We start from the raw sequence: 26,995 nt of genomic DNA on the forward strand, positions 1-26,995 counted from the left end.
GCAACCGCGTTCCGCTTCAATTTTGAGGCGGAACGCGGTTAACTCTATGTAAAGAAGCATTTGAACGATACAGTTGAGAAAAAGGCACAACTTACGGAGGAAAATCCGTAGGTTGTGCCTTAGTTTTATTCGTGAAATTAGAATGGATTACGTACCACACGTATGCTTTTGCTGCATTTAAAGAGAATTACATCAAGATTGATCGTATCTTTTGTCTCTTTTTTGTCATGGTTTTATTCAGTCAATCTCGCCGTTGGCTTTCGCGGCCTCAATAACCTTCTGCGCAACATTCTGCGGGGCTTCTTCGTAGCGTACGAAATCAAACGTGAAGCTGCCTCTGCCCTGCGTGACCTGGCGCACATAGGTGCTGAAATCGTACATTTCGGCCATCGGCACTTCGGCGTCTACGGTCTGATAGCCGACGGTTTCTGCCGGGGACATGCCCAGCACGCGGCCGCGGCGCTTGTTGACTTCGCCCATGATATCGCCCATGTTAGCGTCCGGCACGGTAGCCTTCAATTCGCCGATGGGCTCAAGCAGAACGGGGTTCGCCTGCGGCATGCCGTTTTTATAGGCAATGGAAGCAGCGGTCTTAAACGCCATTTCGCTGGAGTCTACGGGGTGATAAGAGCCGTCATACAGCGTCGCCTTGAGACCGACGACCGGATAACCGGCAAGAGGACCTCTTGCGATGCACTCGCGCAGACCCTTTTCAACGGCGGGGAAGAAGCCCTTCGGCACTGCGCCGCCGACAACGCGCTCTGCAAACTCCAAGCCGTCTGCATCGCAGGGGGAAAATTCGATCCACACATCACCGAACTGACCGTGGCCGCCGGTCTGCTTCTTATGTCTGCCTTGTACGGAAACGGTCTTGCGGATCGTCTCGCGGTACGGAACGCGCGGGCTGCGCAGCGTGACATCTACGCCGAACTTCGTCTTCAGCTTGGAGACGATGACATCAAGATGCTGTTCGCCCATGCCGCTGATGACCATTTCTTTGGTTTCTGCGTTATTTTCAAAACGAATCGTCGGGTCTTCTTCCGCAAGACGCATGATGCCCTGCGCGACCTTATCTTCGTCGCCCTTATTCTTCGGGACGATGGCCATACGCATCTCCGGGGTGGGGTATGCGATGCCGTCCAGTGTGACCTTGCGTGCGGGTGCGCAGAGCGTATCGCCCGTGTTGACGCCGGCAAGCTTCGGGATGGCGCCGATATCGCCCGCAGTGATGGCTTTTACATCTTCCTGCTTCTTGCCGCACATCATGACGGTTTTGCCGACGCGCTCCGTGTTGCCGGTGCGCATGTTGATGAGCGGAGTCTCTGTGGAGATTTTGCCGGAGAGCACCTTTACGTAGGAGAGTTTGCCGATGAACGGGTCTGCAACGGTCTTGAAGACGATGGCAGCCGTGGCGGCATCTTCCTTAACGGAAATCTCAACGGGGTTGCCGTCTACGTCTACGCCGATTTCCGCGCCCTTATCCGCCGCGCTCGGGGCGAGCCAGCAAAGGCCGTCCATAAACTGCTCCATGCCGCGCATAAGCATAGCGTCGCCGCAGAATACGGGCGAGATGGTGCCGCTTTTAACACCCTGGGAAACACCGACGATAACCTCTTCCGGCGTGAATTCTTCGCCGGAGAAATATTTCTCGAACAGCTCGTCGCTCGTTTCGGCGACGGCCTCGTAAATGGCGGTACGCAGACCCTCAAGGCGGGCGCCCATGTTCGGCATATCTACCTGTACAGGCTTGCCGCCGGAGTAATCGTACGCCTTATATTCCAGCATATTGATATATTTATCTGCCTTGCCGTCCTCAAAATACGGCACAACAATCGGGCAGACGGACGGGCCGAAGCTCGCCTTTAAATCTTCGAACACTTTATAGAAGTCGGAACCTTCATCGCACAGGCCGTTTACGAAAAAAATCTTAGACAGGCCGCGCTTTTCCGCTGCCGCAAAAGCCTTTTCCGTACCGACGGAAACGCCGCTTTTGCCTGCGAGCACGATGACAACGGATTCTGCCGCGCGTGCGGCTTCATACAGACCGCCCTGGAAGTCGAAAAGACCCGGGGTGTCCAGCAGGTTGATCTTTTTATTTTTCCATTCAAACGGTGCCACGGCCGTGGAGACAGACGTCTTGCGGCGGATCTCCTCCGGGTCGGAATCACAGACCGTGTTGCCCTCGCCTACTTTACCGCGACGATCGGATGCGCCTGCAAGATAAAGCATAGCTTCCGCGAGGGAGGTCTTGCCGGCGCCGGAATGGCCTGCCATAGCAACGTTGATGATGTTCTTAGCCGGATATGTGTTCATGGAAAACACCCCTTATATGTATAATTTACAATTTCAATTTGAGATTGCTTCTTAATTATATATCATATTGCCAGATATTGCAATGGTGAATTGCAATTTATACAGATATTCTATTTTGCGTATTTAAAGTTTATGCATGTTGTATATTCCAAAAAATGCTTTTTGCAATAAGCTTTCAAATTCCTTTTGAAAAGGATAGAATTCGGCAGGATTTGAGAAATATATAGCAGACTTCTTCCGATGAGGGAGCTGCCAGCGAAGCTGACTGAGGGAGAAATACAGCGGGCTAACGAACCTCACAGCACCTTTTTCATATTATAGAGAAATCCTCTCCCGGCGTAGCCGGGAGAGGATAAATTATATCAGTCGGCAAAAAGATTTCGCTTTCTGCGGAGCTCGACCAAAGGCGCTGCCTTTGGAAACTACAACCGAACGAGAAGTTCGGTTTCAACTTCTTTGAAAAAAGTTGGATCAAAAGCTTTCAGCGACTCTTTCCATGTTACTCAACTGTTTCGCGGCTTAAAAAATCGGACGCGAGCTTGCCGAGCCGCAAATGCTCCTGCGTTTCGCCGGGCTTTGCGTCTTCGTCTTTAATGAGCAGGAACATGCCGCACAAATCGCCCGCACAGGAGATGGGGAACGCTGCGTTTGCGGTGCGCAGCCCGCCCTCCGCCGCCAAAACGGTGTCCTCGCCGGAGGAGATGAATGCCTTTTTGCGGCGCATCAGCTCATCCAATTGCTTGGAGACGGGCTTATCCAGCAAATCCTTTTTCGGGATGCCTGCCGTTGCGATGATGCGGTCGCGGTCGCACACGGCGGTGCCGATGCCGCTTGCCGCCGAGATGCACTCCGCCATGTTTTTGGCGCTTTCGTTTAGTTCTCCCACGGGCGAGTATTTGCGGAAGATGATGCTGCCGTCTTTGTCGATGAAAATTTCAAGCGGCGTGCCCTCGCTGATCTTCATGGTGCGGCGCAGCTCTTTCGGCACCACCACTCGCCCGAGATCATCCATACGTCTGACGATACCGGTTGCCTTCATATCTCAAATCTCCCTTGTTTTCAAAGTTTCGGTATGGGTAGTATTTGAGAAATGCGGGGAATTATACACGTTACAAAGTTTTACGGAAATACACAGTGATGCGTCCGGTACCTGCTTTGACGTGAAAAGCGGCATGGTTTGAAAAGGATTGTCTCCGATATTGATATAAAAAATCAAGCGTCATGCTGGAGTAAAAGCACGGCGCTTGACTTATTAAAAATAAATTTTAATCTTCCACAGGCGTTTCCAAATTGTTCATTACAAGCCCTGTGATAAGCTTCGGGTAAAAATACGTGGACTTCTGCGGCATCTTTTCGCCCGCAGCCGCTACCGCGCCGATCTCCTCCACGCGCGTGGGGTTCAAAATAAATGCACACTGCATCTCGTCGCTTTCAACCGTGGAAAGCGCTTCGTTCAAATCGCGCGTATACGTCAAGTTTTTCTGACTTGCCATATTTTCGCGATCAATCCCGAGGGCGCGCTCCAAAATGAGCGTGTGCAAAACGCTGACGTCCAGCCCGCGCGAGGCCTCGCTCTTTTCGGGCATAAATTCTTCCATAACCGCCGCGTCTTTCAAAATCAGCAGCGCGTAGTTCATTCTGTCCCCGTTTTTATACACGAATACGAACGCCTTTTGCCCGGCATCATACACATTTTTCATGCGCGGCTCAATCTCGCTTTTGTCCGCAAGCGTCTCGATTTGAAAGTATTCCCCGCAGCTTTCAAGTACCTTTTCGGCGGAAAAGCCCTCAATGCCGCGCACAAGGCGGTGCGTCGGGAACACCACAAGCCCCGGATGTGCCATATCGACGAGCGTCATCATGACGAATTCGCTGCCCGGCGCCCAAACGGCATTTTCACGGCAGTAATCGCGGTAATGAATTGCGGTTTCATAGCGGTGATGCCCGTCCGCAATGTACAATTTGCGCGGCGCAAAATCGGCGCGGAACGCTTCAAGCGCCTGCTTGTCATTCACAATCCACAGGCGGTGTGTGACAAGTTCGTCTGAAAATTCGCAGTACGGCGTGCCGGCGGAAAGGCGGTCGATGCGCTTTTGCGTCTCGCCCTTTTCGTCCTGATACAAAGAGTAAATCGAGCTGAAGTTGCAGTTCGTCGCCTTCATCAGCTCAAAACGGTCCTTTTTCGCCTTAGAGAGCGTCTCCTCGTGCGGCAGCACAACGCCCGCAGAAAAATCCTCCACGCGCACAAGGCACACGATGCCCTTTAGGCTGCGCACCTCGCCATGGTCTACGTCGGTTTTGAATTCTTCCTCGTAGATATAAAGACCTGCGTCCTTGTCACAGCGCAAAGTGCCGTCGGAAAGCCACGTGTGCAACGTCTTGCCGGCGGTCTTATACGGTTCTTCGCCGCGCGGCAGCTCCAGGCGTATGACGTTGTGCGGGTTTCTTTCCAAAAACGCCGCGCGCTCCGCTTCACTGATGATGTCATACGGCGGACAGGTCAGTTCTTTCGCTTCTCCCGCCGATTTTGTGTACCGCATGGCATGAAATGCCCGAATGTCTGCCATCGTGGTGCCTCCTTTAGATTTCACTTTTTCTCATTATAACGGCAAAGCACTCTTGCGTCAAGAAAAAAGCAATACAACATGAAACATCCTCGCCGCAGTTCAAGTCCGAAAACACTTCACAGCCCGGCTGTTTTGTCCGTATTCCCCGACCGTTCGAATAAAAACCTGCTTCTTAAAAGCGCAAGAACAAAACGCTGTGCGGCGGCATTTGTAAGGTTCCGCCCGCAGCTTGGTCCAGAACGTTTGACTGGGTAAATGAGGAGGGAGGCAACACGGTGTCACTGGAGAAGAGCACCGCCTCGCTGCAAGGTCCAAAGGAAGAGAAGTCCACCGGCTTTTTGCGGTGAAATGCGGCGTTCACCACCGTGGCGGACACCCGACCCTCTCGATCCACGGTAATAACGGCTTCTTGAGACGCGGAGCACAGACGATTACCCATGTGCCAGCGATTCATCCAGGAGAACACTTGTCCTTGCGCTGTCAAGCTCACGTGATTCGGTTTCACACACAGCATTCCCTCGTTGATTGCCTGAAAGTGACACGCAAGGGCTATCCCGCTTTTTTCCGCCTCTTCCATCAACATGTGCAGAACCAGCGCCGCATAAATACCGTCGGTAACACTGGAAGGACGGTACCAGGCATACCACACATTCCACTCGTCCATGGAAATGCGTATAGAAGGCTCCAGCCACTGCCGGGACTGGTGAATCAGCTCCCGCATCCGGGAGACAGAAGCCATGCACCGGTTATATTCCTCCTCTACGGTGGAAAGGTCGGTGTAATGGGGGTCGTAGCCATAATAGTGCTGGGAAATCATCTGAGAAATCCCGGCAAGCGGCTTGGCTGAAAATTCTGCCCATTCCTTGTTAGGATAGGGTCCCGAGGAGCACAGGCTGAGACCGGGTGAGGCCTCCAGCATTTTTTTGCCATTCTCCAGTGCGATCTGGCAGTACCCGGCAGGAGTGTTGTCGCCCTCCATGTGACCGTAACCGAATTCGTTACCCAATGACCAAAACTGCACGTTGTAAGGCTCTTGGTGACCCCGATTGGCTCGGAGTTTTCCGTAGGGGGTTGAGACATCGCCGTTGCAGTATTCCACCCAAGCGGCGTTCTCATCGGGGGTGTTCCAACAGGGGTTGATGGTGATAAACGGCTCGGCACCGATTTCTCGACACAAGGCGATAAAGTCATCGGTATTCATCTCGCTGAAATCGTAGCCCATGGTGTGAGGTTGAGTTTCCAGACCCAAATAAGACTGGAACGGCGCACGCATATCCGCCGGCAAAAGGCCGTCCATCCAGTTGAATTCCCCGGCAAAATTGCCGCCCGGCCAGCGCAGCACCTTGATGCCCAAATCCTTCATGGCTTCCACCACATCGCGGCGCATTCCGTGGAAGTGATCCTTGGGCAGCAAAGAAACGGCTCCTACGCAGACATAACCCGCATTCTCCCAGCAGATTCGCAGATCGGCATCAGGGTCAGCGGCCTGCGGGGTGAGCTCCACCTCTAAACGGGTCCAATCGTCGCCGCCACCTACAGATGTGGCACGGCAGTAGACGTTCTTTCCGGTTCGATCTGTCAATGAAACCGTAAACTTCACCGATTCTTGGGTTTTAACCACCATTCCGAACAGATACGGTTGCCCTTGGGATATTGTGATGCCATGCTGACCCATGCCGACAGCTTCCCCGCAGTAGGGGTTGAAGATACCGACGGAATTACATTCGAGGGTCCGCTTCATGTGGTAGCCTTCTCCGTGGCGGGTGTAGGGTTCATCCAAGGCAAACACGCCACGTTCCCCCAAGGGAAACCATTCTATGGCGCAGCCCTCGCAAGCCGTGGGCTTCCCGGCGAACTTTCGATTGCGAACCATCTGGGCGGATAGGCCGGTATAGATACAGGAGCGAGTGTGCTCCAGATTGCAGCCGAACAAGTAGGGCGAAACCAGTAAATCCGCAGGATCGTCCCGGCGTAAGGTGAGAGGTGTGGCCTGAGCTGCTTTTCCATCCCAATCGACGGCCTCGTCCAGATTGCTGCTGCGAACCACGTTCATGAGTTCGCCGCTGAGAAGCTCCACAACGCTGACGCGCAGCTCCGCAGCCACACGGCTGAAAAGCGTCACGTCGGGCAGGCTTTTGCCACGTTCCCACTTAGAGACCGCTTTATCGGTTACATTCAGTCGTTCGGCCAGTTGAGCCTGAGTAAGACCCATGGCCATCCTGCGCCGGCTGATAAACTGTCCTATTTTTGATAAATTCATAAATTTTCCTCCCCTTAGGACTTTTCTTTAGCATATCATAGTCCACCCGCACAAGCAACCGACCGACAGTTGAGTAACATGGAGCGAAAAAATTTCTCTGATACTTTTATGGAACGCTTCTTCCGTCACGTCGGAAAAGAAAAAACGGGAGTGCTCCCGAACATCGCCTCGCAGTTAAGGCAGAACGCGGTTGCTTATTTTGCACTTATTTTCAAAGGGCTGCACTGTATTCTGCTTCGTTTTTTCGCCCGGGGGTACCTCTTTACCGCTTTGCAAAAATAAAAGCTTTTCCGTGCGCAAAAAGCTTGAAACGCAACGGGGGATTTGGTATGATGGACGTAAATAAGCCTTGAGGGGAAGGGCTGCACATTGTGTGCGGCGTGCGCCCTAAATTTTGGGAAGGCGGTTGGATTGAGATGGAAAAAAGCAAGCGAACGTTTCGCGGCAGTTACCCGGCGTATGCCCTGACCTATTTCTTCTTTTACTGGAGCTTGGGCGTGTTTACCTCGGTGCTGTCTATGTATCTGACGGGCATCGGCAAATCGAAAGCGGAGATGTCCTTTATCATGTCGGCTTCGAGCTTGTTCGGCGTGGTGCTGATCCCGATCGTGGGGTATATCAATGATAAGCTGCGAAAGCCGCGGCTTATCTGTACGGTGATGATGGCGTGCGTGGCGGTGTTCGGTATTCTGTTTGCGTTGGTGCGCGAAACGATGCTGCTGTTCCTTTTAAACGGCTGCATCATGGGGTTTATCTCATCGCTTTCGCCGGTGAGCGAGCGCATGGCACCTCGACGAAGTACCGCTACGGCACCATTCGTATTTGGGGCACGTTCGGTTATGCGGCGGCCGTACAGGTGGCCTGCGCCATGATGGAATTTACGAGCCCGCAGCTGATTTTTGTTTCGGTCTCCGTTTCGGCGGTGCTGGCCATTGTGGGTTTCCTCGGCACGGACGACATTTCGTTTACGGATACGGAAGCGGCAAAGGCTGCGGCGGGCAAGCAGTTTTCATTTCTCTGTGCGCCGATGTACATTTTGTTCGTCATCATCGGGTTTGTTTTTTCGGGCTGCTCAAATCTCAATATGACATATAGCCCCATTTTATTGCAGGAGCTCGGCATGCCGACGGGTGCGGTGGGCACAGTGCTGTTTTTCAGTACGATTGTTGAGCTGCCTGTCATTTTGTTTTCGTACAAATTTATGGATCGCTTTTCAGGGCGCACGCTGATGCTTTTGGCGTTTGCTATTATGGTGGCGCAGTTTTTGCTGTACGCCACGGCGCCGAACGCGTTTGTTGCGGTTGTGACCATGCTGGTTTTGCGTGCTATCGGTTCTACGCTGTTCGGGATGATCTTATTGAAGATTGTGCGCGGCGTTGTGCAGGTGCGTTCCGTTTCCACGGCACTGGGCGTTATCAGCGCTACGGACGCGATGAGTGCCATTTTGATGCAGAACCTTGGCGGTATTCTGGTGGAAAACACGAGTATCCGCATCTTGTATTTTGCCATGGCGGGCCTGATGATGCTCGGCATGATCCTAACGCTGTTCCTGCGCGTGCAGAACACGGAAAAGGTGTTTTCGTAAAAATTTCCCCGCAGCTTCGTGAAATTTCCGACGTGAAGCTGCGGGGAATTTTTAGAAGCCGAACACGGCTGTGTAATCTAAAACGGCGTGCACGAGGACGGGGATCCACAGGGAGCCGGATTTTTCTTTGAGGTATTGGAAAAGGCAGCCCATGGCGACAAGCCCCGCCATTTGTGAGCATACAAAACGCACAAGGTAAGACGCGGTGATCGCTCCGAAATCCGCATAGGCGAACACGTGCATGGCGGCAAAGAGAATGTTTGGCACGAGGTAGCGAACGGCGGCGGGCTCGTCCCGCAAAAGCCCCACGCATACGCCGCGCACGACGAATTCCTCACAAAACGCGATGAAAACGGTGTAGTAGAATAGGCTGTACAGCACGGTGATTTTATTCGGCTTTACGATCAGCGCTGCGGCCGTGACGATAAGCAGGAGAAACAGCAACAAAACAGCGATTTTTCTTGTTTTGCCTTTGGGGACGGTCAGTTGCATCGCCTGCACAAAGCGCTTTTTGCAGAAAACGAGCGCGAGGAAAACAAGAAAAGCGGGCACGGCGGACGTGAGCAGATTTTGCGCAAAGAGCTGCGGCAGGTACGAGGAAGCCGCCCGCACGGAGAGCAGCGTGCCTTTTTGTTTTTCGGCGTATATGACCCATGCGGCGAAAAGCATATCCGCGGCACAAATCAAAAACACGGCAAGAATTTTCAGCGCAAATTTGTCTTTTGAAGACGCTTTATCTAAAAGCATAGTTTTCTCCTTTCGCGGCCCGAGCAGCCGCCTTTTTCGGGTAAATTATAGCACGGCTTTCAGAACGTGACAAGTTCACTAAATTTCTGACAGTGAATTTTACGGGGGGAATTTTCTTTTTACTGGAAACGGGCGGGCTGCTGTGCTATGATTAAAGTATCAAAAGGAAGGTGGTTATATTTATGATATTGGAAAGAGTCACGCCGGAAAGCGTGGGTATTCATTCCGAAGGCATATTGAAATTTATCGATCTTGCAGAAAGCAGAGGGCTTGAGCTGCACAGCATGATGCTGCTGCGCCACGGCAAGGTGTGCGCAGAGGGCTGGTGGAAGCCGTATAACCCGGCGTCGCCGCACATGATGTTCTCCTTTACAAAGGCGCTGACCTCCACGGCTATCGGCTTTGCGTGCCAGGAGGGAGCGCTGTCTCTTGACGATCGCTTGAGCGAGCTGTTCCCGGACAAGATGCCGGAAAATCCGAGCGAAAATCTGCTTGCCTGCACGGTGCGCGATCTGCTCACGATGTCCTGCGGCCACGAGACGGAGATCAATACGTTCGATGTGAACGAGCCGGATTGGATTAAGAATTTTCTTTCGCATGAGTTTAAATATAAGCCCGGCACGTGCTTTATGTATAACACCGCCGGCACGAACATGCTGTGCGCCGCGCTGAAGCGCCGTACGGGTGAGGATCTGTTCGAGTACCTTACGCCGCGCCTTTTTGAGCCGCTCGGCATTGAGAATATTGAGTGCTTCCGTCTGCCGGACGGCATCGAAATGGGCGGCGCGGGCAGCCGTCTGAAGACCGAAGACATGGCGCGCTTTATTTTGTTTGTTTCCCGGCACGGCAAGTGGGAGGGCAAGCAGCTTTTGAACGCCGAATGGTTCGACATGGCGAGCGCAAATCAGGTCTCAACGATCAGTCCGGCGAATAATGCGGATAATCCCGACTGGCGCTGTGGTTACGGCTTCCAGTTCTGGCGCTGCGTGCCGGAGCATGTGTTCCGCGCGGACGGTGCGTTCGGCCAGTACGGCGTGGTGTTTGAGGACAAAGACACCGTGCTCATTTTGCAGAGTTCTTCCTCCAACCAGCAGGAGCAGCTGACCTGCGCGTGGGAAGCGTTGCTGCCGGCCATCACGGACGAGGAGACGCTGCCGGAAAGCCCCATGGCGCACGTTTTGAAGAAGCGTTTGGAAAAAGCGGAGATCACGCCGATGCTGTCTTCCCGCAACCCGTGGTCCGAAAAAGAGATTGAGGGTAAGAAATTCGCGTTTACGGAGGAAGTTCCGGGGCTTGTCGATTTCATCGGCGGCGTGTGGATCGTGGCCCCGCAGGGCGGTGTGACAAAGACGCTGCGCTTTGAATTTGCGCCCGAAAAAGCAAATCTCGTTTTCGAGCAGGATAACGGCGAATTTACGGCGGAGATCGGCCTTCAGAGCCACTTCACGAGCTTTACGCTCGGCGGCCGTACCTACGGCGCTGTGGGTCGCTGGCGCAGTGACAAGCGCTTTGAGCTCGAAGTTTGCTGTGCGGAATCCGCAGGCGGCAGACGAATGATTTTCACATTTGAGGGTGACGCGCTCACGCTGGAGACGGAATCTACGATGTCAATCTCCGGTGGCATTGCAGACCGCCCGTACAAGCGCTACACGCTGAAAGCGGAATAATTTCAAAGAAGGATATGGAGCCGTGCGCAGAAGGAAAACCTGTTTGCGCGCGGCTTTTCTTTGCTTAAAACGTTTGACTAACGGCCTGAAATATGTTATACTCTTGGGGTATCGAATATTGGGCTGTCGCCAAGCGGTAAGGCAACGGACTTTGACTCCGTCACCTCGTGGGTTCGAATCCCGCCAGCCCAGCCAGAAAAAAGGACTTTGCGTTTTGCAAAGTCCTTTTTTCAACAAGATAAATCCCTTGGGGATTTGTGAAACTGCCCTTTGGGCGGTGAAGTGTCTTAGGACGTTTATAAAAAGGAAAACCGCCGGTCTTCGCAATCATCTCGCGCAGCAGCTCCGGGTTTTCCAGCATGGGGCACGGGCGCAGGTGGTTCTCGTTGAACGGCCGGCCATCGTGGTACGCCATGAAGAGCGGCGACTGCAGGACTTCGAGCAGTGTTTTTTCGCGAATGTTGGAATCGGAATAGTGGATGAACACGTACGGGTCGGCTCGCCGCCGGTGTAGATATACAGGTGTACGCCGAGCTCTTTGCCCTGCGTGGTGGCAGAAATTGTAGAGAAAACAAAAGCGCCGGGCTTCCATGAAAGCTCGGCGCTTGATTTATTGATGAAAATTATACGAACTGGGACGGGTCTACACGGGTGCCGTTTTGGTAGACCTCAAAGTGGCAGTGGTCACCGAAGGAATAGCCGGTATCGCCGACATAGCCGATGACATCGCCCTTGTTGACCCACTGGCCCTCGCTGACGGCGACGGCGCTCATGTGTGCGTACAGGGTGGAATAGGTGCTGTCGTGGTAAATGGAGACGTAGTAGCCCCAGGAATAGCCCCAATCATCGGAGCCGTTTGCGGTCATGACCGTACCGGAGCGGGATGCCACGATCGGTGTGCCGCGGCTTGCGGGGATATCCATGCCGTAGTGGCCGTTGCCGAATGCACAGCTGACGCCGGTCCAGCCCGGAACAGGCCATGCAAAGCTTTCACCGGAATAGTCATCGTCATAAGACGGCTGCGGCACCGGGGTCGGGGTGGGGGTCGGCTTTACGGTCGGCACCGGGGTCGGTGTCGGGGTAGGCATAACGTTGCCGTTATCGTCCACTTCTTCTTCAGGCACGGGGGTCGGCGTAGGTGTAGGCTCTACGGTCGGTACCGGGGTCGGGGTGGGCGTGGCTTTTGCCTGTGCCATCTGCTGCTGCATTTCGGCGATCTTTGCCGCCATCATGTTTGCGAGCACGTATTCTTCTTCCTCGGTACGGGAAAGCTCGGTCTCGGCACTGCTCTTATCGGAGCGAATCTGCTCGAGCAGGGCGGTGTTGTCGCTTTCGAGCTGCTTTAATTCCTCTTCGCTTGATTCATACAGCTTTTTGGCATCGGCAAGCGCGGTCTTTTCCTTTTCAAGCTCTTCGCGCTGTGCCTTTGTCTCGTTCATGTACGCTGCAACCGTATCGATGAGCTGCTTATCGTGGCGGGTGATGGTGGAGACGGCCTCTGCGCGCATGGAGAAATCATGCAGGCTTTCGGAATTGAAGAGGATCTCCAGTGTGCCGACGGTGCAGCCGGCGGAGTACAGCACGGCGAGACGCTTTTTCAGAAGCTCCATGGTATCGGAGATCTGATCTGCGGAATCGCTGAGCTCTTTTTCGAGCTTTTTAATGCTGGTGTTCAGCACGGTGATGTCGCTGTTTGCGGTATCGATCTGCTCCTTGATGGTATCAATCTTTTCGGAGAGCAGGGTAAGGTATTCGGTTTTATCGGCCTCCTGAGACTCCAGAGAGGAGATTTTGTTTTCGAGGTCGGCCTTTTTGTTGGCGAGCTCGGTCTGCTTGGCTTCCATATCGGCTACGGTATCGTCGGCGTAGCTGAGCGGTGCGGCACAGAGCAGCAGGGCGGAAAGCACGGCTGCAGTGATGCGCTTCATGTTTTTAGAAAACAGCTTCAACGGAAAAACTTCCTTTCAGCAATAAATTTCGATTCATAAAAGGGCATACGAACCCCCTTTTTATATACGGGACTATTTTACATGATAACTTCTGGTTTTTAATTCCATAAAAGAATTAAAATGCAAATTACTACGGAAAAAGAACAGATTTATTTCAGAATTCTTACAAGAGAGCCCAAGTCGGTATCAGCTTCGAGATAACTTTACGGGGAAAAGGAGGGCACTTCAAAGGAAAAAGAGGATGCGCGAAAGCGCTTTACTTGACATTTTGCCGCGAAACGAGTACAATATCAGCGGTTGTTCGTTAGTTTGTTTAACTAAATTTATCGAAAAACGGCGCAAATGGGCGAAAGGAGTGTGCAGCATGTCCGGCTTTTCTGCGAAAGCAAACGAGCTTCTGGTGGAGATCTATCGCAATGTGCAGATCTTGGAGCAGAACGAACTGAAAAAACAACGGCTGAACATCTCCATCAACGAGATGCACATGATCGAGCTCATTGCCAAAGGCAAAACCGGCATGACGGTCAGCGAGATCGCCCAACAACTCAAGGTGACAAAGCCCTCCGTTACGGTGGCGGTGAACAAGCTGGTGCAGAAGGGCTACTGCGAAAAGCAGCGCCTGCCCGGCGACGGCCGCGCGGTGCAGGTAATGCTAACGCCCGAGGGCAAAAAAGTGGAGGCGTTCCACCGCCGCTGCCACCGGCGCATCATTGCGGAAATCTGCGAGGATCTTTCGGAAGAGGAGCGCGAGGAGCTTCTGCGCACCATGACGCGCATCAATTCTTATTTTCAGACGAAATTGTGATTTCTTTAAGTTTATTTCGATGATTTGCGCGGCAAATCATTGGGAGACCCCTTAATTGGGTCTCCCACACCTCAACAGTCCACTGGACTGTTGAGGTTCCCGTCCTGATTTTTTGGGAGGCAAAAAGATTTCGCCATTTGCGAATGACGACTTAGGGCGCTGCCCTAAGAACCCGCAAGTTTTCTGAAGAAAACTTGACTAAAGACTTTTAACAAACATTCACTTTAATAAGGTTATTATATTGCCTTTACGGCGCTGCCGAAATTTTTTCGGCCGGAAAGGAAAGAAAACTATGAGCTTTAAAATTTTAGGTACAGGCAGCTACGCGCCGGAGCACGTTGTGACGAACGACGACCTCTCTGCGCTTGTAGACACCAACGATGAATGGATCACACAGCGCATCGGCGTGCGCTCCCGCCACATCAGCGAGACGGAAACGAATGTGGACATGGCGGTGAAAGCGGCCGAGCGCGCGCTGGAAAATGCGGGCATCTCTGCCGATGAGCTCGACCTCATCATTGCGACGACCATCACGGGCGACACGCTTTCTCCGGGCACGGGATGCATGGTGCAGAACCGCATCGGCGCGCACTGCCCGGCGTTTGACCTTGCGGCGGCCTGCAGCGGCTTCCTCTTTGCGTTGGAAACGGCGGCGGGCTTCCTTTCCCGCGGCGCGTATAACCGCGTGCTTGTCGTCAGCGCAGAGCGCATGAGCGGTATCATCGACTGGACAGACCGCGGCACGTGCTGCATCTTCGGCGACGGCGCGGGCGCGGCGGTGCTCGGCAAGGGCGACGGCCTTGTGGCCTCTCACCTGATGACAAAGGGCGGCGACGACGTAATCACAATTCCGACGCGCTATGACCGTTCCCCGTGGTACAAAAACGAGATCAGCGAGATTACGTCCGTACACATGAACGGCCGCGAGACGTACAAATTCGCCGTTATGGCGATGTCCGACAACATCAAGGATCTGATGGCTTCGGCGGGCGTTGCGGGCGAAGACGTGGCGCTTGTCATTCCGCATCAGGCAAATTACCGCATTATCAACGAAGCGCGACGCAGAATCCCCGACATTGCGCCGGAGAAGTTCTGCATCAACATCGACCGCTACGGCAACACGTCTTCCGCGAGTGTGCCGATCCTCTTGGATGAGATGAACCGCGCGGGCAAGATTCACGAGGGCGACCTCATCATTCTGGCGGCATTCGGCGGCGGCCTTTCTGCAGGCGCCATGATCATCCGCTGGTAAAAACACGACATACAGTCAAAAATAAAGAAAAACCAAAACGTTTTCAACAGGCAAAAGCCGGAAAGGGGAAAACATTATGATCTCAACACCGATTTGTGACATGCTTGGCATTCGCTACCCGATCTTTCAGGGCGGCATGGCTTGGATCTCGGACGGCAAATTAGCAGGCGCCGTTTCCGAAGCGGGCGGCCTTGGCATTATTTCCGCTATGAACGCAAACGCAGAGTACCTGCGCGAGCAGATTAAAATTGCAAGAGAACTGACCGATAAGCCCTTTGGTGTGAACATCATGCTGATGAGCCCGTTCGCGGACGAGGTGGCAAAGGTGGTCGCGGAGGAAAAAGTGGCGGTCGTAACGACCGGCGCGGGTAACCCCTCCAAATATATGAAAGACTGGCTTGCGGCCGGCATTAAGGTTATCCCGGTCGTGGCATCCGTCAGCATGGCACGCCTGATGCAGCGCGTGGGCGCCTGTGCGGTCATTGCGGAGGGCGGCGAAAGCGGCGGCCATATCGGCGAAACGACCACCATGGCGCTTGTACCGCAGGTGACGAGCGCAGTGACGATTCCGGTCATCGCGGCGGGCGGCATCGGCGACGGCCGCGGCGTGGCGGCAGCATTCATGCTGGGCGCTGTGGGCGTGCAGCTCGGCACGCGCTTCCTGGTTGCAAAGGAGTGCGGTGTGCACCAGAACTACAAAAACAAGGTCTTAAAGGCCAATGATATTGCGACGATGTCTACCGGCAAGCGTCTCGGTCACCCGGTGCGCAGCATCAAGAACCCGTACACGAAAGAATATTTTAAGCTCGAGTACAGCGATATTTCCGACGAGGAGCTTGAAGCGTACGGCAGAGGCTCTCTGTACCGCGCGGCCGTGGAGGGCGACGAAAAGACCGGCTGCTTCCTTGCGGGCCAGATTGCCGGCATGGTGAACAAAGAGCAGACCGCAAAGGAGATCATCGAAGAGATCTTCACGCAGGCGGAAGATGTGCTGAAGGGGGCGACCAAATGGGTAAAGTAGCCTTTGTTTTCTCCGGTCAGGGCGCACAGTACAGCGGCATGGGCAAGTCCCTTTACGAGCACAGCGCGGCGGCAAAGAACGTGTTTGACACGGCGGAGAGTATCCGCCCCGGCACGAAGAACCAGTGCTTCTCCGGCACCTTGGAGGAGATCAGCATCACGAAAAACACGCAGCCGTGCCTGTTCTGCGTTGATCTTGCGGCGGCGGAAGCGCTGCGTGAAGCGGGCATCACGCCCGATGTGACGGCGGGTTTCTCGCTCGGCGAAGTGGCGGCAGTGACGTTTGCGGGCATCTTTACAACGGAAGAGGGCTTCTCGCTCGTCACAAAGCGCGGCGAAGCGATGCAGGCGGCGGCCGAGCAGGCAGACAGCGCCATGGCGGCGGTTTTGAAGCTGCCGAACGAAAAGGTTGAGGAGCTGTGCCGCATGCACCAGAGCGTGTTCCCAGTGAACTACAACTGCCCGGGCCAGCTCGTCGTGGCGGGTCTCAAAACGACTTTGCCGGATTTCCTTTCCGACGTTGCCGCAAACGGAGGCAGAGCCGTACCGCTGAATGTGAGCGGCGGCTTCCATTCTCCGTTTATGGAGAGCGCTTCTGCGCGTCTGCACGACGTTTTGGAGACGATGGACGTGAAGGAGCCGACCGTGCCGGTCTACGCGAACTACACGGCGGAGCCGTACACGAAAGAAACGGCAAAAGAACTGCTGACACAGCAGGTGGCACACCCGGTGCGCTGGCAGCAGACCGTTGAAAAAATGATTGAGGCGGGCGTGGATACGTTTGTTGAAGTGGGCGCAGGCAAAACGCTGTGCGGCCTCATCAAAAAGACGAGCCGCGCGGTGAAGGTATATAACGTGGAAGACGCGGAGACGCTTTCGGCAGCGGTGCAGGCGATCCGTGCAGAAGGAGAAAACGCATGAGCTTAAACGGCAAAACGGCGCTCGTTACGGGCGCATCCAGAGGCATCGGCCGCGCCATTGCGCTGCGCCTTGCCGAAGACGGCGCGAATGTGGCGGTCATCTACGCAGGCAGCGCCGATAAGGCCGAAGCTGTTGTGAACGAGATCACGGCGCTTGGCGTAAACGCAAAAGCATACCAGTGCAACGTGGCGGATTCCGCCGCGGTGAACGAAACCGTGAAAGCGGTGACGAACGACCTCGGCAAGATTGATATTCTCGTCAACAACGCGGGCATCACACGCGACGGCCTGATGCTGCGCATGAAGGACGAGGATTTTGATGCGGTGCTCGACACGAATTTGAAGGGCGCGTTCAACATGATTCGCGCGTGCTATTCCGGCTTCATCCGCAAGAAAAGCGGCAGAATCATCAACATTTCCTCTGTTTCCGGCATTATGGGCAACGCAGGGCAGGCGAATTATTCCGCTTCAAAGGCGGGCGTCATCGGTTTGACGAAATCCGTGGCGCGCGAACTCGCTTCCCGCGGCATCACCTGCAACGCAGTGGCGCCGGGCTTTATCCAGACGGACATGACAGAAAATCTCGGCGACAACAATCCGCTTTTAAACAGCATCCCGCTGGGCAGAATGGGCAAGCCGGAGGATATTGCGGCGGCAGTGGCGTTTTTGGCTTCCGACAGCGCGGCGTACATTACGGGCGAAGTGCTGAAGGTAGACGGCGGTTTGGCTATTTAAAACCTGTGAATTTTGAGATTTTACGGGCTTGAAAAAGTTCTTATTGATTAAGTTTTCAACGTAAAAAGATAAATCGGTTCAAAACTTTCAAGAGAAAGGAGTGCTTCCGTTTCGGAAGCCTGAAAAATATGGAAAGAAGAGTAGTTATCACGGGTCTCGGCGCAGTTACCCCGATCGGCAACGATGTGGATACGTTCTGGGAAAACCTGAAAGCCGGCAAGTGCGGCATCACGAAAATCACGAAGTTTGACTCCACGGACTTTAAAGCGCATGTGGCGGCGGAGGTCAAGGATTTTGACCCGCTGCTGTACATGGATAAGGGCGAAGTGCGCAAGAACGACCCGTTCTCTCAGTTTGCCATCGCGGCGGCAACGCAGGCGGTGAATGACAGCGAGATCATGGGAAAGATCGACCCGGAGCGCTTCGGCGTGTATTTCGGTTCCGGTATCGGCGGCATCCAGACGTTCTCCAATCAGGTGACGGCGCTGAACGAAAAGGGCCCGCGCCGTGTTTCCGCGTACTTTATCCCGATGCTCATTGCGAATATCGCGGGCGGCAACATCGCCATTAAGTTCAACGCGCAGGGCTCCTGCCTGCCGATCACCACGGCGTGCGCGACGAGCAACAACGAGATCGGTGAAGCGTACCGCGCCATTAAGCATGGCTATCTCGATGCCATCATCGCCGGCGGCGCGGAAGCAGCCATCGTCCCTGTGGGCGTGGCGGGCTTTGGCAATATGACGGCGCTGACCACCTGCCCCGACCCGGAAGACGCTTGCTGCCCGTTTGATAAGCGCAGAAGCGGCTTTGTCATGGGCGAGGGCGGCGCGGCGCTCATTCTTGAAGAATATGAGCACGCAAAGGCGCGCGGCGCGAGAATGTACGCGGAGATCGTGGGTTACGGCGCTACGGACGACGCGCACCACATGACTGCCCCGGATCCGGAGGGCAACGGCGGCGCAAGAGCCATCCGCATGGCATACGAAGAAGCGGGCGCGGACCTTGCAAACGAGAAAATTTACATCAACGCGCACGGCACCAGCACGCCGCTCAACGAGCGCAGTGAGACGCTGGCCATTAAAAAGGCGTTCGGCGAGCACGCATATGACGTTGTCATCAGTTCTACAAAGTCCATGACGGGCCACATGTTGGGCGCGGCCGGCGCGGTGGAGGCCATTGCTTCCGCGCTGGCGGTGAAAGAGGGCATCGTTCCGCCGACCATCAACTACAAAGAGCCGGACCCGGACTGCGACCTTGACGTCTGCCCGAACGAAGCGAGAAAGGTTGACCTTGACCTCGCCCTGTCCGTTTCCCTCGGCTTTGGCGGCCACAACGCTTGTATTGCAATTCGCAAGGTTTTGTAGTAAAATATGGGGTACGACACCGCAGGGCATCTGCGGGAATACCCGGATAAATACCGCTTGATTCAACGGAGGGACGTTTGTGAATATTAAAGACATTGCGGCTTTGGCGGAGATCGTCAAGCAGAACGAGCTGACGAAGCTGGAAATAAACGGCGAAAATATCGTCATTGAGCGCGCCGCGCAGGTCGTGCAGGCGGCGCCGATCCTGAACGCCGTGCAGCCCGCCGTGCCGGAGCAGATGCACACGACGGAGCCCATTGCGGAAGTGAAGGAGAAAGAGGGCGTTTATGTAAAAAGCCCTGCCGTAGGCGTGTTTTACGCCGCGCCGTCTCCGGACAGCAAGCCGTTCGTCGCCGTGGGCGACACGGTGCACAAGGGCGACACGCTCTGCATCATTGAGGCCATGAAGCTGATGAACGAGATCAACAGCGAAATGGACGGCGAAATTGCCGAGATTTGCGTCGGCAACGGGCAGGTCGTCGAATACGACCAGCCGTTGTTCCGCATTATTTAAGATGAAAAGCTCCCGGAGCGCCGCCAAAAAAATGCGCGTCCCCGGGATTTTTCCGTGGAAAGGAATACGTTAGATGAACAAGGAAGAGATCAAAAAGATTCTGCCGCACCGCGAGCCGATGCTCCTCGTAGACGAAGTGGAGCTCATTGACGGCAAAGCGTTCGGCAAGTGCCACATCCGCGGTGACGAATACTTTTTGCAGGGCCATTTTCCGGGCAACCCCATCGTGCCGGGCGTGATTCAGTGCGAAATGCTGGCGCAGAGCGCCTGCGTGCTGCTCGCAGACGGTGCATCGGAGGGCATGACTCCGGTGTTTACGAGCCTCGATAAGGTGAAGTTCCGCGGCATGGTGAAGCCCGGTGATACGCTGGAGACCGAGTGCGAGCTCGTGCGCCAGCGCGGCATGTTCTATTTTGCAAAGGGCACGGGCCGCGTAAACGGCAAGGTCTGCGTTTCGGCAGAGTTCTCGTTTGCGCTCGTCAAGGCGTAAGCCCGGCGGAAAGGAACAGGCTATGTTTACGAAACTGCTTATCGCGAACCGCGGCGAAATCGCGGTGCGCATTATTCGTGCCTGCAAGGAAATGGGCATCCGCACCGTGGCGGTGTATTCCAAGGCGGACGCGGAGTCTATCCACGTGGCGCTGGCCGATGAAGCCATCTGCATCGGCGAGGCGGCGGCGAAGGACAGCTATTTGAATCAGGAGCGCATCATCAGCGCGGCCATTGCGTCGAAAGCGCAGGCCATTCACCCCGGCTACGGCTTTTTGGCGGAAAATGCTTCGTTTGCGAAGCTGTGCAAAAAGTACGGCATCGCGTTTGTGGGCCCGTCCGGCGAACTCATCGACCGCATGGGCGATAAGGACGCCGCACGCAGACTGATGAAAGCGTCCGGCGTGCCGATTATTCCGGGCAGCGGCATTTTGGAAAATGTCGACGAAGCAAAAAAGGCGGCAAAGGAGATCGGCTACCCCGTCATGTTAAAAGCATCGGCAGGCGGCGGCGGCAAGGGCATTCGACTTGTAAAGACCGAGGACGAGCTGGAACAGGCGTTTAAAACGGCATCAAGCGAAGCGCAGCAGGCGTTCGGTGACGGTCGCATGTACATGGAAAAATACATTTATCCGGCAAAACACATAGAAGTGCAGCTGCTCTGTGACGAGCAGGGGCACGTGGTGTGCCTTGGCGAGCGCGAATGCTCCATTCAGCGCAATAACCAGAAGCTGATTGAAGAATCCCCCTCGCCCGGTGTGACAAAGGAAAAGCGCGCCGAGCTGTTTGAGGCGGCGACGAAAGCGGCGAAAGCCGTGGGCTATGTGAATGCCGGTACGGTGGAATTTTTGATGGACCGCGACAAGAATTTCTATTTTATGGAAATGAACACGCGCCTTCAGGTAGAGCATCCGGTTTCGGAACTCGTCACCGGCAAAGACATTGTAAAGTGGCAGATCCGCATTGCAGCGGGTGTAGAGCTTGACTGCACGCAGGCAGACATTAAAGTGCGCGGCGCGGCGATCGAGTGCCGCATCAACGCAGGCGGCGTGGGCAAAGTGAATTTCCTGCACATTCCGTCTGGCCCGTGGGTGCGCTTTGATACGTTCTTATATCAGGGCTACGAGGTGCCGCCGTTTTACGATTCCATGCTCGGCAAGATGATCGTGTTTTCTTCGACAAGAGAAGAAGCGATACGCAAGATGCAGTCCGCCTTGTGCGAGCTTGTCATCGGCGGTTTGCCGAACAACATTGAAGATCAGATCGATATTATCCGCGACCCCGTTTTCCACAGCGGAGATTATTATACGGACTTCATCAAAAACCGTGAGGGCTGAGGAAGTTCATTTACCGAAGGGAGTAGACCGTTATGAATTTGATGGGTCTGTTCCGCTCGCCCCAGAATGAGCTGGAAAAGGGCGGAAAACAACTGAAAAACCCGCAGGAGGAGCAGCACGAGATCACAATGACATGCCCGAAGTGCGGCACGCAGACCCCGGTCTCCGAGCTTTGGGACGACCTGAATGTCTGCCGCTGCGGCCACCATTTCCGCATGACGGCACGCCAGCGCATCAGCTTTTTGGCGGACGACGATACGTTTACGGAGCTCGATGCCGACATGACGAGTCATGACATTTTGGAGTTTCCGAACTACGAAAATAAACTGAAAAGCGCGCGCCTTGCGACCCGAGAAAAGGAAGCCGTTGTCTGCGGCACCGCAAAGGTAATGGGCGAAGACTGCGCCGTGTTCTGCATGGACCCGCATTTTATGATGGGCAGCATGGGCACGGTTGTCGGCGAGAAGATCACGCGTTTGTTTGAGTATGCCACAGAGCACCGTCTGTCTGTTATCGGCTTTACGGCGGCAGGCGGCGCCAGAATGCAGGAGGGCATTTTGTCTTTGATGCAGATGGCGAAAACGAGCGGCGCGGTACGCCTGCACAGCGATGCAGGGCTCTTTTATCTCACTGTACTGACCGACCCTACAACGGGCGGCGTGACGGCGAGCTTTGCCATGGACGGCGACGTCATCATGGCGGAGCCTGATGCAATGGTCGGTTTTGCCGGTGCGCGTGTCATTGAACAGACCATCCGCAAAAAGCTGCCGGAGGGCTTCCAGCGTGCGGAGTTCCTTTTGGAGCACGGCTTTATTGATCTCATCACGCCGAGAAGCCGGCAGCGTGAAGTGATCGCGCGGCTCCTGCGTCTGCACAACGAGGGCAAACAGGATGCCTGCGTACAGCAGGTGGATGCAGGTGAGACAAAGGAGGCTGAAGCATAATGGCAACGGCATACGAAAAGGTTCAGCTTGCTCGCGGCAAGGGACGCCCGAGCGGCCTCAGCTTCATTCAGAATATTTTCCCGGATTTCATTGAGCTGCACGGCGACCGCCGTTTTGCGGATGACCCCGCGGTCATCGGCGGCATCGCGACGCTCGGCGGCCGTGCGGTGACGGTCATCGCCATCGAAAAGGGCGCAGACACAAAGGATAAGGTCTACCGCAACTTCGGTTCGCCGAACCCGGAGGGCTACCGAAAGGCGCTGCGCCTGATGAAGCAGGCAGAGAAATTCCATCGCCCGGTGATTTGCTTTGTGGATACCTCCGGCGCGTTCTGCGGCATCGGCGCAGAGGAGCGCGGGCAGGGACAGGCCATTGCCGAAAACCTTGTGGAAATGATCGGGCTGAAAACGCCGGTTATCTCGATTTTGGTCGGTGAAGGCGGCAGCGGCGGCGCACTTGCGCTGGCGGTTGCGGACCGCGTGTGGATTTTGGAGAACGCCGTGTATTCCGTCGTTTCCCCGGAGGGCTGCGCGAGCATTCTCTGGAAAGATGCAAAGAAAGCGAAGGAAGCCGCAGAGTGCTTGCATCTTACCGCGCAGGACATGGAAAAGCTTGGCGTTGTGGAACGCGTCATCAGTGAATCCGGCAAAACGAAGGCGGAGCTTTTCAGCCGAGTGAAAGAGATGCTTGCCGTGCAGACGGACGAGCTGTGCAAAAAAGACACCGAGACGCTTTTAAAAGAGCGGTATGAGCGGTTTAGAAAGTATTAAAACGCAAAAAAATTAAGACCGACGAAAACGCTGTGGTTTTCGCCGGTCTTTTCATGTTCCGAAAAATCGGTGGTTTTAGGAACACACCGTATTATTCCCCAAACACATGCTTCACGTTTTCCTGCTCGAACTGTTTGTTGTAGAGATCGGCGTAGTAGCCTTTGTTTTGAAGCAGCTCTTCGTGCGTGCCCTGCTCGATGATCTTGCCTGCGCGGACGACCAAAATAAGGTCGGCGTGGCGGATGGTCGAGAGGCGGTGCGCAATGAGGAACGAGGTTCGGTTTTCAAGCAGCGTCGAAATGGCGTGCTGGATGAGCTCCTCGGTTTTGGTATCGATGGACGCGGTGGCTTCGTCTAAGACGAAGATGCGCGGGTCGGCCAGCACGGCTCTTGCAAACGAGATGAGCTGCTTTTCGCCGGTGGACAGCTGGTCGCCGCCCTCGCCGACGTCGCTGTCGTAGCCGTTTTCCATGTGCATGATGGCGTCATGTGCACTGACGAGCTTTGCAGCGGCCTCAATCTCCTCGTCCGTCGCGTCTAAGCGGCCGTAGCGGATATTATCGCGCACGCTGCCGGAAAAGAGGTGCGGCGTTTGCAGCACGTAGCCGATGCTGGAGTGCAGCCACAGCATGGAGCGCTCGCGATAATCCTTGCCGTCAATGAGGATGCGGCCCTCAGTGGGCTCAAAGAAGCGGCAGGCAAGGTTGACGAGCGTGCTTTTGCCCGCGCCCGTTTCGCCGACAATGGCGACCGTGGTGCCGGCGGGAATATCGAGCGAAAAATGTTCTAAGACGTTTTCTACGCCGTCCGGGTAGCGGAACGTCACGTCGTCAAACGTGATGTGACCCTGAAGCGGCTCCCAGTTTTCTCTTTTCGGGTCGAATGCGGTGCCGTATTTTTCAATGACTTCAGGTGTATCTTTGATGAGCGGCTCGCGCTCCAAAAGGGCGGAGACACGCTCAATGTTGACCTGCGTGGAAATAAAATTCGAGATGGTGCGCGCAAGCTGCTGTACCGGGTCGGCAATAATCAAAGCATAGTTGATGAACACGGTCATTTCGCCGACGGTGATGTCGCCGAACAGCACCATGTTGCCGCCCTGATTCAGGACCATCGCGACGCCGATGGCGGTCAGAAAGCTGATGATCGGAATATACACGGCATTTAACCGCACGGCGCGGATCGTTGTGGAGCGCATGTCCTCCGCGACTTTTTCGAACGCTTTGTCGTTCTTTTCTTCGATGACGAGCGTTTTAGATGTTTTTGCGCCGGAGATGCCTTCGTTATAATGACGGGTGACCTCGGCATTGATGGCGCGCACGCGGCGGTTCACTGCCAAAATTTTCTTCTGGAACACGACCGTGATGACGGCGATGATCGGGATAATCGCGATGAGGATGAGTGCGAGCTTCCAGTTGACGAACAGCATGATGACAACGCAGCCGAGCACGTACATGGAGCTCCAGAAAATATCCACAAGGCTCCACGCCAAAACCGTGCCGATCTTGCCGGTATCGCTCATTAAACGCGCCATAATGGTGCCGACGGGCGTTGTGTTGTAGTAGGAAAAGTCGAGCGTCTGCAAATGGTCGAAAAGCTTGCGCTTTAAGTCGCGGCCTAAGTACATTTCAACCTTTAAGGCGTAGATTGCCATTAAAATGGTTGTAATGGTCTGCACGACGACCATGGAAAGGTAAACGGCCGTGAAGGGAATGAGGCCTTCCGTCGTGCGCGGCTCGATGAAATTATCCACGGCGTAGCCGGAAAAAAGCGGCTGCACCATGTCAAAACAGGCGCCGAGGATCATCAGTGCGATGATTAAAATCATCTGCCACTTATACGGGGCAAGGAACGGAAGCAGCTTTGCCCACGTTTGTAAGGATTTGTTTTTGATTTTCATATCGGTAAATACCCCGTGCGCGGCTTAAGTAGCCGAGCGCTGTGTGTCGTAAATGCGTTTATAGATGCCGTCTTCCTTCGAGAGCGTTTCGTGCGTGCCGCGTTGCACGATGCGACCCTTATCCATGACAATGATCTGGTCGGCATTCATGATGGTCGTGATGCGGTGGGCAATCAAAATCGTTGTGCCGCGCACGTTTTTGTTGATGGATTCGCGAATCTTCGCGTCGGTTTCCATATCCACGGCGGAAAGAGAGTCATCGAAAATTTTGATCGGCGTGTTCTGCATGAGCATACGGGCGATGGCGACGCGCTGTTTCTGACCGCCGGAGATCGTCACGCCGCGCTCGCCGATCTGCGTATCGTAGCCTTCGGCAAAGCGGTCGATGGTGTCGTCGATGACGGCAAGGCGGGCATACTTGCGCACGCTTTCAATATCGTGGCGATTGGAACCGTCCGAAATGGTGTCCTTAAAGCTCTTTGAGAACAGGAACGGTTCCTGCAAAACAATGCCGATATTGCCACGCAGGTGCGAAAGCGCGATGTTGCGGATATCCACGCCGCCGATGGTGATTGCGCCGGAGCCTTCCGGCAGCTCGTATAGGCGGTCTAAAAGGTAGGTCAGCGTGCTTTTGCCGCTGCCCGTGGAGCCCAAAATGCCGAGCGTGGTGCCTGCGGGAATTTTGAGGTCAATGTCGTGCAGCACTTCGCCGGAAGTGCCGTAGGAGAAGTTGACGTGCTTAAACACAATGTCGCGGTCCATGGGCGGGGTAACGGGGGTTTCCGCATCTTTTTCCGGCTCCGCGTCGAGAATTTCAAAAATACGCTTGGAGCTGATGCCGGTTTTTGAAAGCTCGCTCAAAAGACGACCGAGGCTGCGTGTAGGCCACACAAGCATGGAATTGTACGCGACGAACGCGAGGTACTCGCCCTCCGTGATGGCGCCGTCCACGACGAACACGATGCCGGCGGCGATGATCGTCAACACCTGAATGCCGGAAAGCAGATCGCCGATGCCCCAGTTGACGCCCATCACGTGGCCGAGGCGTACCCAGAGGTCGGAGAAGAGGTCGTTCTGCTTATTGAATTTATCTTTTTCAAAGCGCTCGCGGCCGAACGCGCGCACCACGCGCACGCCGGTCAGGTTTTCCTGCACCATGGCGGTCAGCTTGCCTTCGGCTTCATCCGCAATGCGGAAGCGGTCTCCCACGATGACGAAGAAGATCATGGAATACCCCACGACGATCGGGATAAAAATAAAGGCGATAAGCGCGAGCTTTGCGTTCATGGAGAACATCAGGGCGAGTGAGACGACGATGAGAAAAACCACGCGCACAAGCTCCATCATCTGGTCGTTGATAAAGTTGTGAATGAGGTCGACATCCTGCGTGCATCTCTGGATGATGTCGCCAGTCTGGTTTTTGTTGTGCCATGCGTAGGGTAGGCGCTGAATGTGCGAAAACAGCGTGTTGCGGATTTTCGTCACGGTGCCCTCGCAGCCCTTTGCCATATTCATGCGCGAAAGGTACGTGGAAATGCCCGCGAGCACCGCGAACAAAAGCGACGCCAAGGCGCATAAAATGAGATTTTGACGTAAGAAATCCCGCCCGCCCATGTTTTCGATCTGTGTTGCCAAAAACGAAGGGAGGTTGAACGGGGAGTCGTTGATGACGGAGTCTACCGTCACGCGGATGATCTGCGGTGTCATGTACCCGGCGAAGACCGAGATCGCCATGGTGAGCAGCGCCAGCACAAAATTGTGGCGCAGTCCCTTTGTAAAGGAGTAAAACCGCAGAATGGTCGTGCGTTTTTCCTTTTTCACAATATACCGGTTGCCTTTCCGGTGCGCATTTTGTCT

The 26,995-nt window shown here is 54.8% G+C and carries 23 protein-coding genes, 1 tRNA gene and 1 pseudogene; 16 read left to right on the forward strand and 9 right to left on the reverse strand.

The annotated features are described in order from the left end of the window. Nucleotides 1-237: 237 nt before the first annotated feature. From ACI0CA_RS00940 to ACI0CA_RS00955, 4 genes are all read right to left on the reverse strand, one after another. Nucleotides 238-2,313 (reverse strand): elongation factor G, encoded by a 2,076-nt coding sequence (locus tag ACI0CA_RS00940; RefSeq protein ID WP_418931823.1) that lies wholly within the window; start codon nucleotides 2,311-2,313, stop codon nucleotides 238-240. Between the two features lie 499 nt (nucleotides 2,314-2,812). Then, complete coding sequence (locus tag ACI0CA_RS00945) at nucleotides 2,813-3,352, reverse strand: stage V sporulation T C-terminal domain-containing protein (RefSeq protein WP_177717085.1); 540 nt, start codon at nucleotides 3,350-3,352, stop codon at nucleotides 2,813-2,815. Between the two features lie 226 nt (nucleotides 3,353-3,578). After that, on the reverse strand, nucleotides 3,579-4,880 hold the full coding sequence (locus ACI0CA_RS00950) for a DUF1015 domain-containing protein (RefSeq protein ID WP_343285210.1): 1,302 nt from the start codon (nucleotides 4,878-4,880) through the stop codon (nucleotides 3,579-3,581). A gap of 172 nt (nucleotides 4,881-5,052) precedes the next feature. Beyond that, nucleotides 5,053-7,140 (reverse strand): helix-turn-helix domain-containing protein, encoded by a 2,088-nt coding sequence (locus tag ACI0CA_RS00955; protein ID WP_343285209.1) that lies wholly within the window; start codon nucleotides 7,138-7,140, stop codon nucleotides 5,053-5,055. Nucleotides 7,141-7,218: 78 nt separating this feature from the next. Here ACI0CA_RS00955 and ACI0CA_RS00960 point away from each other — a divergent pair, with 78 nt between their 5' ends. From ACI0CA_RS00960 to ACI0CA_RS00970, 3 genes are all read left to right on the forward strand, one after another. Further along, nucleotides 7,219-7,422: a hypothetical protein gene (locus tag ACI0CA_RS00960; protein ID WP_308449937.1), complete on the forward strand. Its 204-nt coding sequence runs from the start codon at nucleotides 7,219-7,221 to the stop codon at nucleotides 7,420-7,422. Nucleotides 7,423-7,556: 134 nt separating this feature from the next. Continuing rightward, nucleotides 7,557-8,012: an MFS transporter gene (locus ACI0CA_RS00965; RefSeq protein WP_446806618.1), complete on the forward strand. Its 456-nt coding sequence runs from the start codon at nucleotides 7,557-7,559 to the stop codon at nucleotides 8,010-8,012. Continuing rightward, nucleotides 7,961-8,725: an MFS transporter gene (locus ACI0CA_RS00970; protein WP_446807072.1), complete on the forward strand. Its 765-nt coding sequence runs from the start codon at nucleotides 7,961-7,963 to the stop codon at nucleotides 8,723-8,725. Before ACI0CA_RS00965 ends, ACI0CA_RS00970 begins: the two co-directional genes overlap by 52 nt. A gap of 51 nt (nucleotides 8,726-8,776) precedes the next feature. On the opposite strand, the gene ACI0CA_RS00975 is transcribed toward ACI0CA_RS00970, so the two are convergent. After that, nucleotides 8,777-9,472: a CPBP family intramembrane glutamic endopeptidase gene (locus ACI0CA_RS00975; RefSeq protein WP_308449935.1), complete on the reverse strand. Its 696-nt coding sequence runs from the start codon at nucleotides 9,470-9,472 to the stop codon at nucleotides 8,777-8,779. A gap of 182 nt (nucleotides 9,473-9,654) precedes the next feature. Here ACI0CA_RS00975 and ACI0CA_RS00980 point away from each other — a divergent pair, with 182 nt between their 5' ends. Together ACI0CA_RS00980 and ACI0CA_RS00985 are read left to right on the forward strand one after the other, a co-directional pair. After that, a complete protein-coding gene (locus ACI0CA_RS00980) occupies nucleotides 9,655-11,139 on the forward strand; it encodes a serine hydrolase domain-containing protein (protein ID WP_308449934.1) in 1,485 nt (494 codons plus the stop codon). Nucleotides 11,140-11,258: 119 nt separating this feature from the next. Beyond that, a tRNA-Gln gene (locus tag ACI0CA_RS00985) sits at nucleotides 11,259-11,334 on the forward strand. Nucleotides 11,335-11,452: 118 nt separating this feature from the next. On the opposite strand, the pseudogene ACI0CA_RS00990 reads toward ACI0CA_RS00985, so the two are convergent. Both ACI0CA_RS00990 and ACI0CA_RS00995 read right to left on the reverse strand, forming a co-directional pair. Further along, nucleotides 11,453-11,635: pseudogene (locus tag ACI0CA_RS00990) on the reverse strand (radical SAM protein); the annotation flags it as partial. 127 nt (nucleotides 11,636-11,762) lie between these two features. Then, on the reverse strand, nucleotides 11,763-13,088 hold the full coding sequence (locus ACI0CA_RS00995; protein WP_316523314.1) for a murein hydrolase activator EnvC family protein: 1,326 nt from the start codon (nucleotides 13,086-13,088) through the stop codon (nucleotides 11,763-11,765). A gap of 364 nt (nucleotides 13,089-13,452) precedes the next feature. Between ACI0CA_RS00995 and ACI0CA_RS01000 the strand changes: the two genes are divergently transcribed. The 11 genes from ACI0CA_RS01000 (at nucleotide 13,453) to ACI0CA_RS01050 (ending at nucleotide 23,238) form a co-directional block, all read left to right on the forward strand. Next, the gene (locus ACI0CA_RS01000; protein ID WP_176821017.1) at nucleotides 13,453-13,893 is read left to right on the forward strand and encodes a MarR family winged helix-turn-helix transcriptional regulator; all 441 of its coding nucleotides are present in this window, start codon (nucleotides 13,453-13,455) and stop codon (nucleotides 13,891-13,893) included. 292 nt (nucleotides 13,894-14,185) lie between these two features. Continuing rightward, nucleotides 14,186-15,145, forward strand: a complete 960-nt coding sequence (locus ACI0CA_RS01005) for a beta-ketoacyl-ACP synthase III (protein WP_176821016.1) — start codon at nucleotides 14,186-14,188, stop codon at nucleotides 15,143-15,145. A gap of 76 nt (nucleotides 15,146-15,221) precedes the next feature. Further along, complete coding sequence (fabK, locus tag ACI0CA_RS01010; protein ID WP_308449152.1) at nucleotides 15,222-16,166, forward strand: enoyl-[acyl-carrier-protein] reductase FabK; 945 nt, start codon at nucleotides 15,222-15,224, stop codon at nucleotides 16,164-16,166. Then, nucleotides 16,154-17,086 (forward strand): ACP S-malonyltransferase, encoded by a 933-nt coding sequence (gene fabD, locus ACI0CA_RS01015; RefSeq protein WP_308449153.1) that lies wholly within the window; start codon nucleotides 16,154-16,156, stop codon nucleotides 17,084-17,086. Before fabK ends, fabD begins: the two co-directional genes overlap by 13 nt. Then, complete coding sequence (gene fabG, locus ACI0CA_RS01020) at nucleotides 17,083-17,820, forward strand: 3-oxoacyl-[acyl-carrier-protein] reductase (RefSeq protein WP_412330711.1); 738 nt, start codon at nucleotides 17,083-17,085, stop codon at nucleotides 17,818-17,820. The genes fabD and fabG overlap by 4 nt, the downstream gene beginning before the upstream one ends. Nucleotides 17,821-17,948: 128 nt before the next feature. Next, nucleotides 17,949-19,184, forward strand: a complete 1,236-nt coding sequence (gene fabF, locus ACI0CA_RS01025) for a beta-ketoacyl-ACP synthase II (protein ID WP_176821012.1) — start codon at nucleotides 17,949-17,951, stop codon at nucleotides 19,182-19,184. A gap of 79 nt (nucleotides 19,185-19,263) precedes the next feature. Next, nucleotides 19,264-19,698: an acetyl-CoA carboxylase biotin carboxyl carrier protein gene (gene accB, locus ACI0CA_RS01030; protein ID WP_176821011.1), complete on the forward strand. Its 435-nt coding sequence runs from the start codon at nucleotides 19,264-19,266 to the stop codon at nucleotides 19,696-19,698. A 73-nt stretch (nucleotides 19,699-19,771) separates the two neighbouring features. Next, the gene (gene fabZ, locus ACI0CA_RS01035; RefSeq protein ID WP_176821010.1) at nucleotides 19,772-20,188 is read left to right on the forward strand and encodes a 3-hydroxyacyl-ACP dehydratase FabZ; all 417 of its coding nucleotides are present in this window, start codon (nucleotides 19,772-19,774) and stop codon (nucleotides 20,186-20,188) included. Nucleotides 20,189-20,210: 22 nt separating this feature from the next. Continuing rightward, complete coding sequence (locus ACI0CA_RS01040; protein WP_176821009.1) at nucleotides 20,211-21,524, forward strand: acetyl-CoA carboxylase biotin carboxylase subunit; 1,314 nt, start codon at nucleotides 20,211-20,213, stop codon at nucleotides 21,522-21,524. Nucleotides 21,525-21,565: 41 nt separating this feature from the next. After that, nucleotides 21,566-22,468, forward strand: coding sequence for an acetyl-CoA carboxylase, carboxyltransferase subunit beta (gene accD, locus ACI0CA_RS01045; protein WP_417398616.1), 903 nt, complete (start codon nucleotides 21,566-21,568; stop codon nucleotides 22,466-22,468). Continuing rightward, nucleotides 22,468-23,238, forward strand: coding sequence for an acetyl-CoA carboxylase carboxyltransferase subunit alpha (locus ACI0CA_RS01050; RefSeq protein ID WP_176821007.1), 771 nt, complete (start codon nucleotides 22,468-22,470; stop codon nucleotides 23,236-23,238). Before accD ends, ACI0CA_RS01050 begins: the two co-directional genes overlap by 1 nt. Nucleotides 23,239-23,329: 91 nt before the next feature. Here ACI0CA_RS01050 and ACI0CA_RS01055 read toward each other — a convergent pair whose 3' ends face one another. Both ACI0CA_RS01055 and ACI0CA_RS01060 read right to left on the reverse strand, forming a co-directional pair. After that, complete coding sequence (locus tag ACI0CA_RS01055) at nucleotides 23,330-25,138, reverse strand: ABC transporter ATP-binding protein (protein ID WP_446806617.1); 1,809 nt, start codon at nucleotides 25,136-25,138, stop codon at nucleotides 23,330-23,332. 24 nt (nucleotides 25,139-25,162) lie between these two features. Further along, nucleotides 25,163-26,959, reverse strand: a complete 1,797-nt coding sequence (locus ACI0CA_RS01060; RefSeq protein WP_446806616.1) for an ABC transporter ATP-binding protein — start codon at nucleotides 26,957-26,959, stop codon at nucleotides 25,163-25,165. Between the last annotated feature and the right edge of the window lie 36 nt (nucleotides 26,960-26,995).

Source organism: Hominenteromicrobium mulieris (assembly GCF_046197855.1).
Classification (GTDB): Bacteria; Bacillota; Clostridia; order Oscillospirales; family Acutalibacteraceae; genus Hominenteromicrobium; species Hominenteromicrobium mulieris.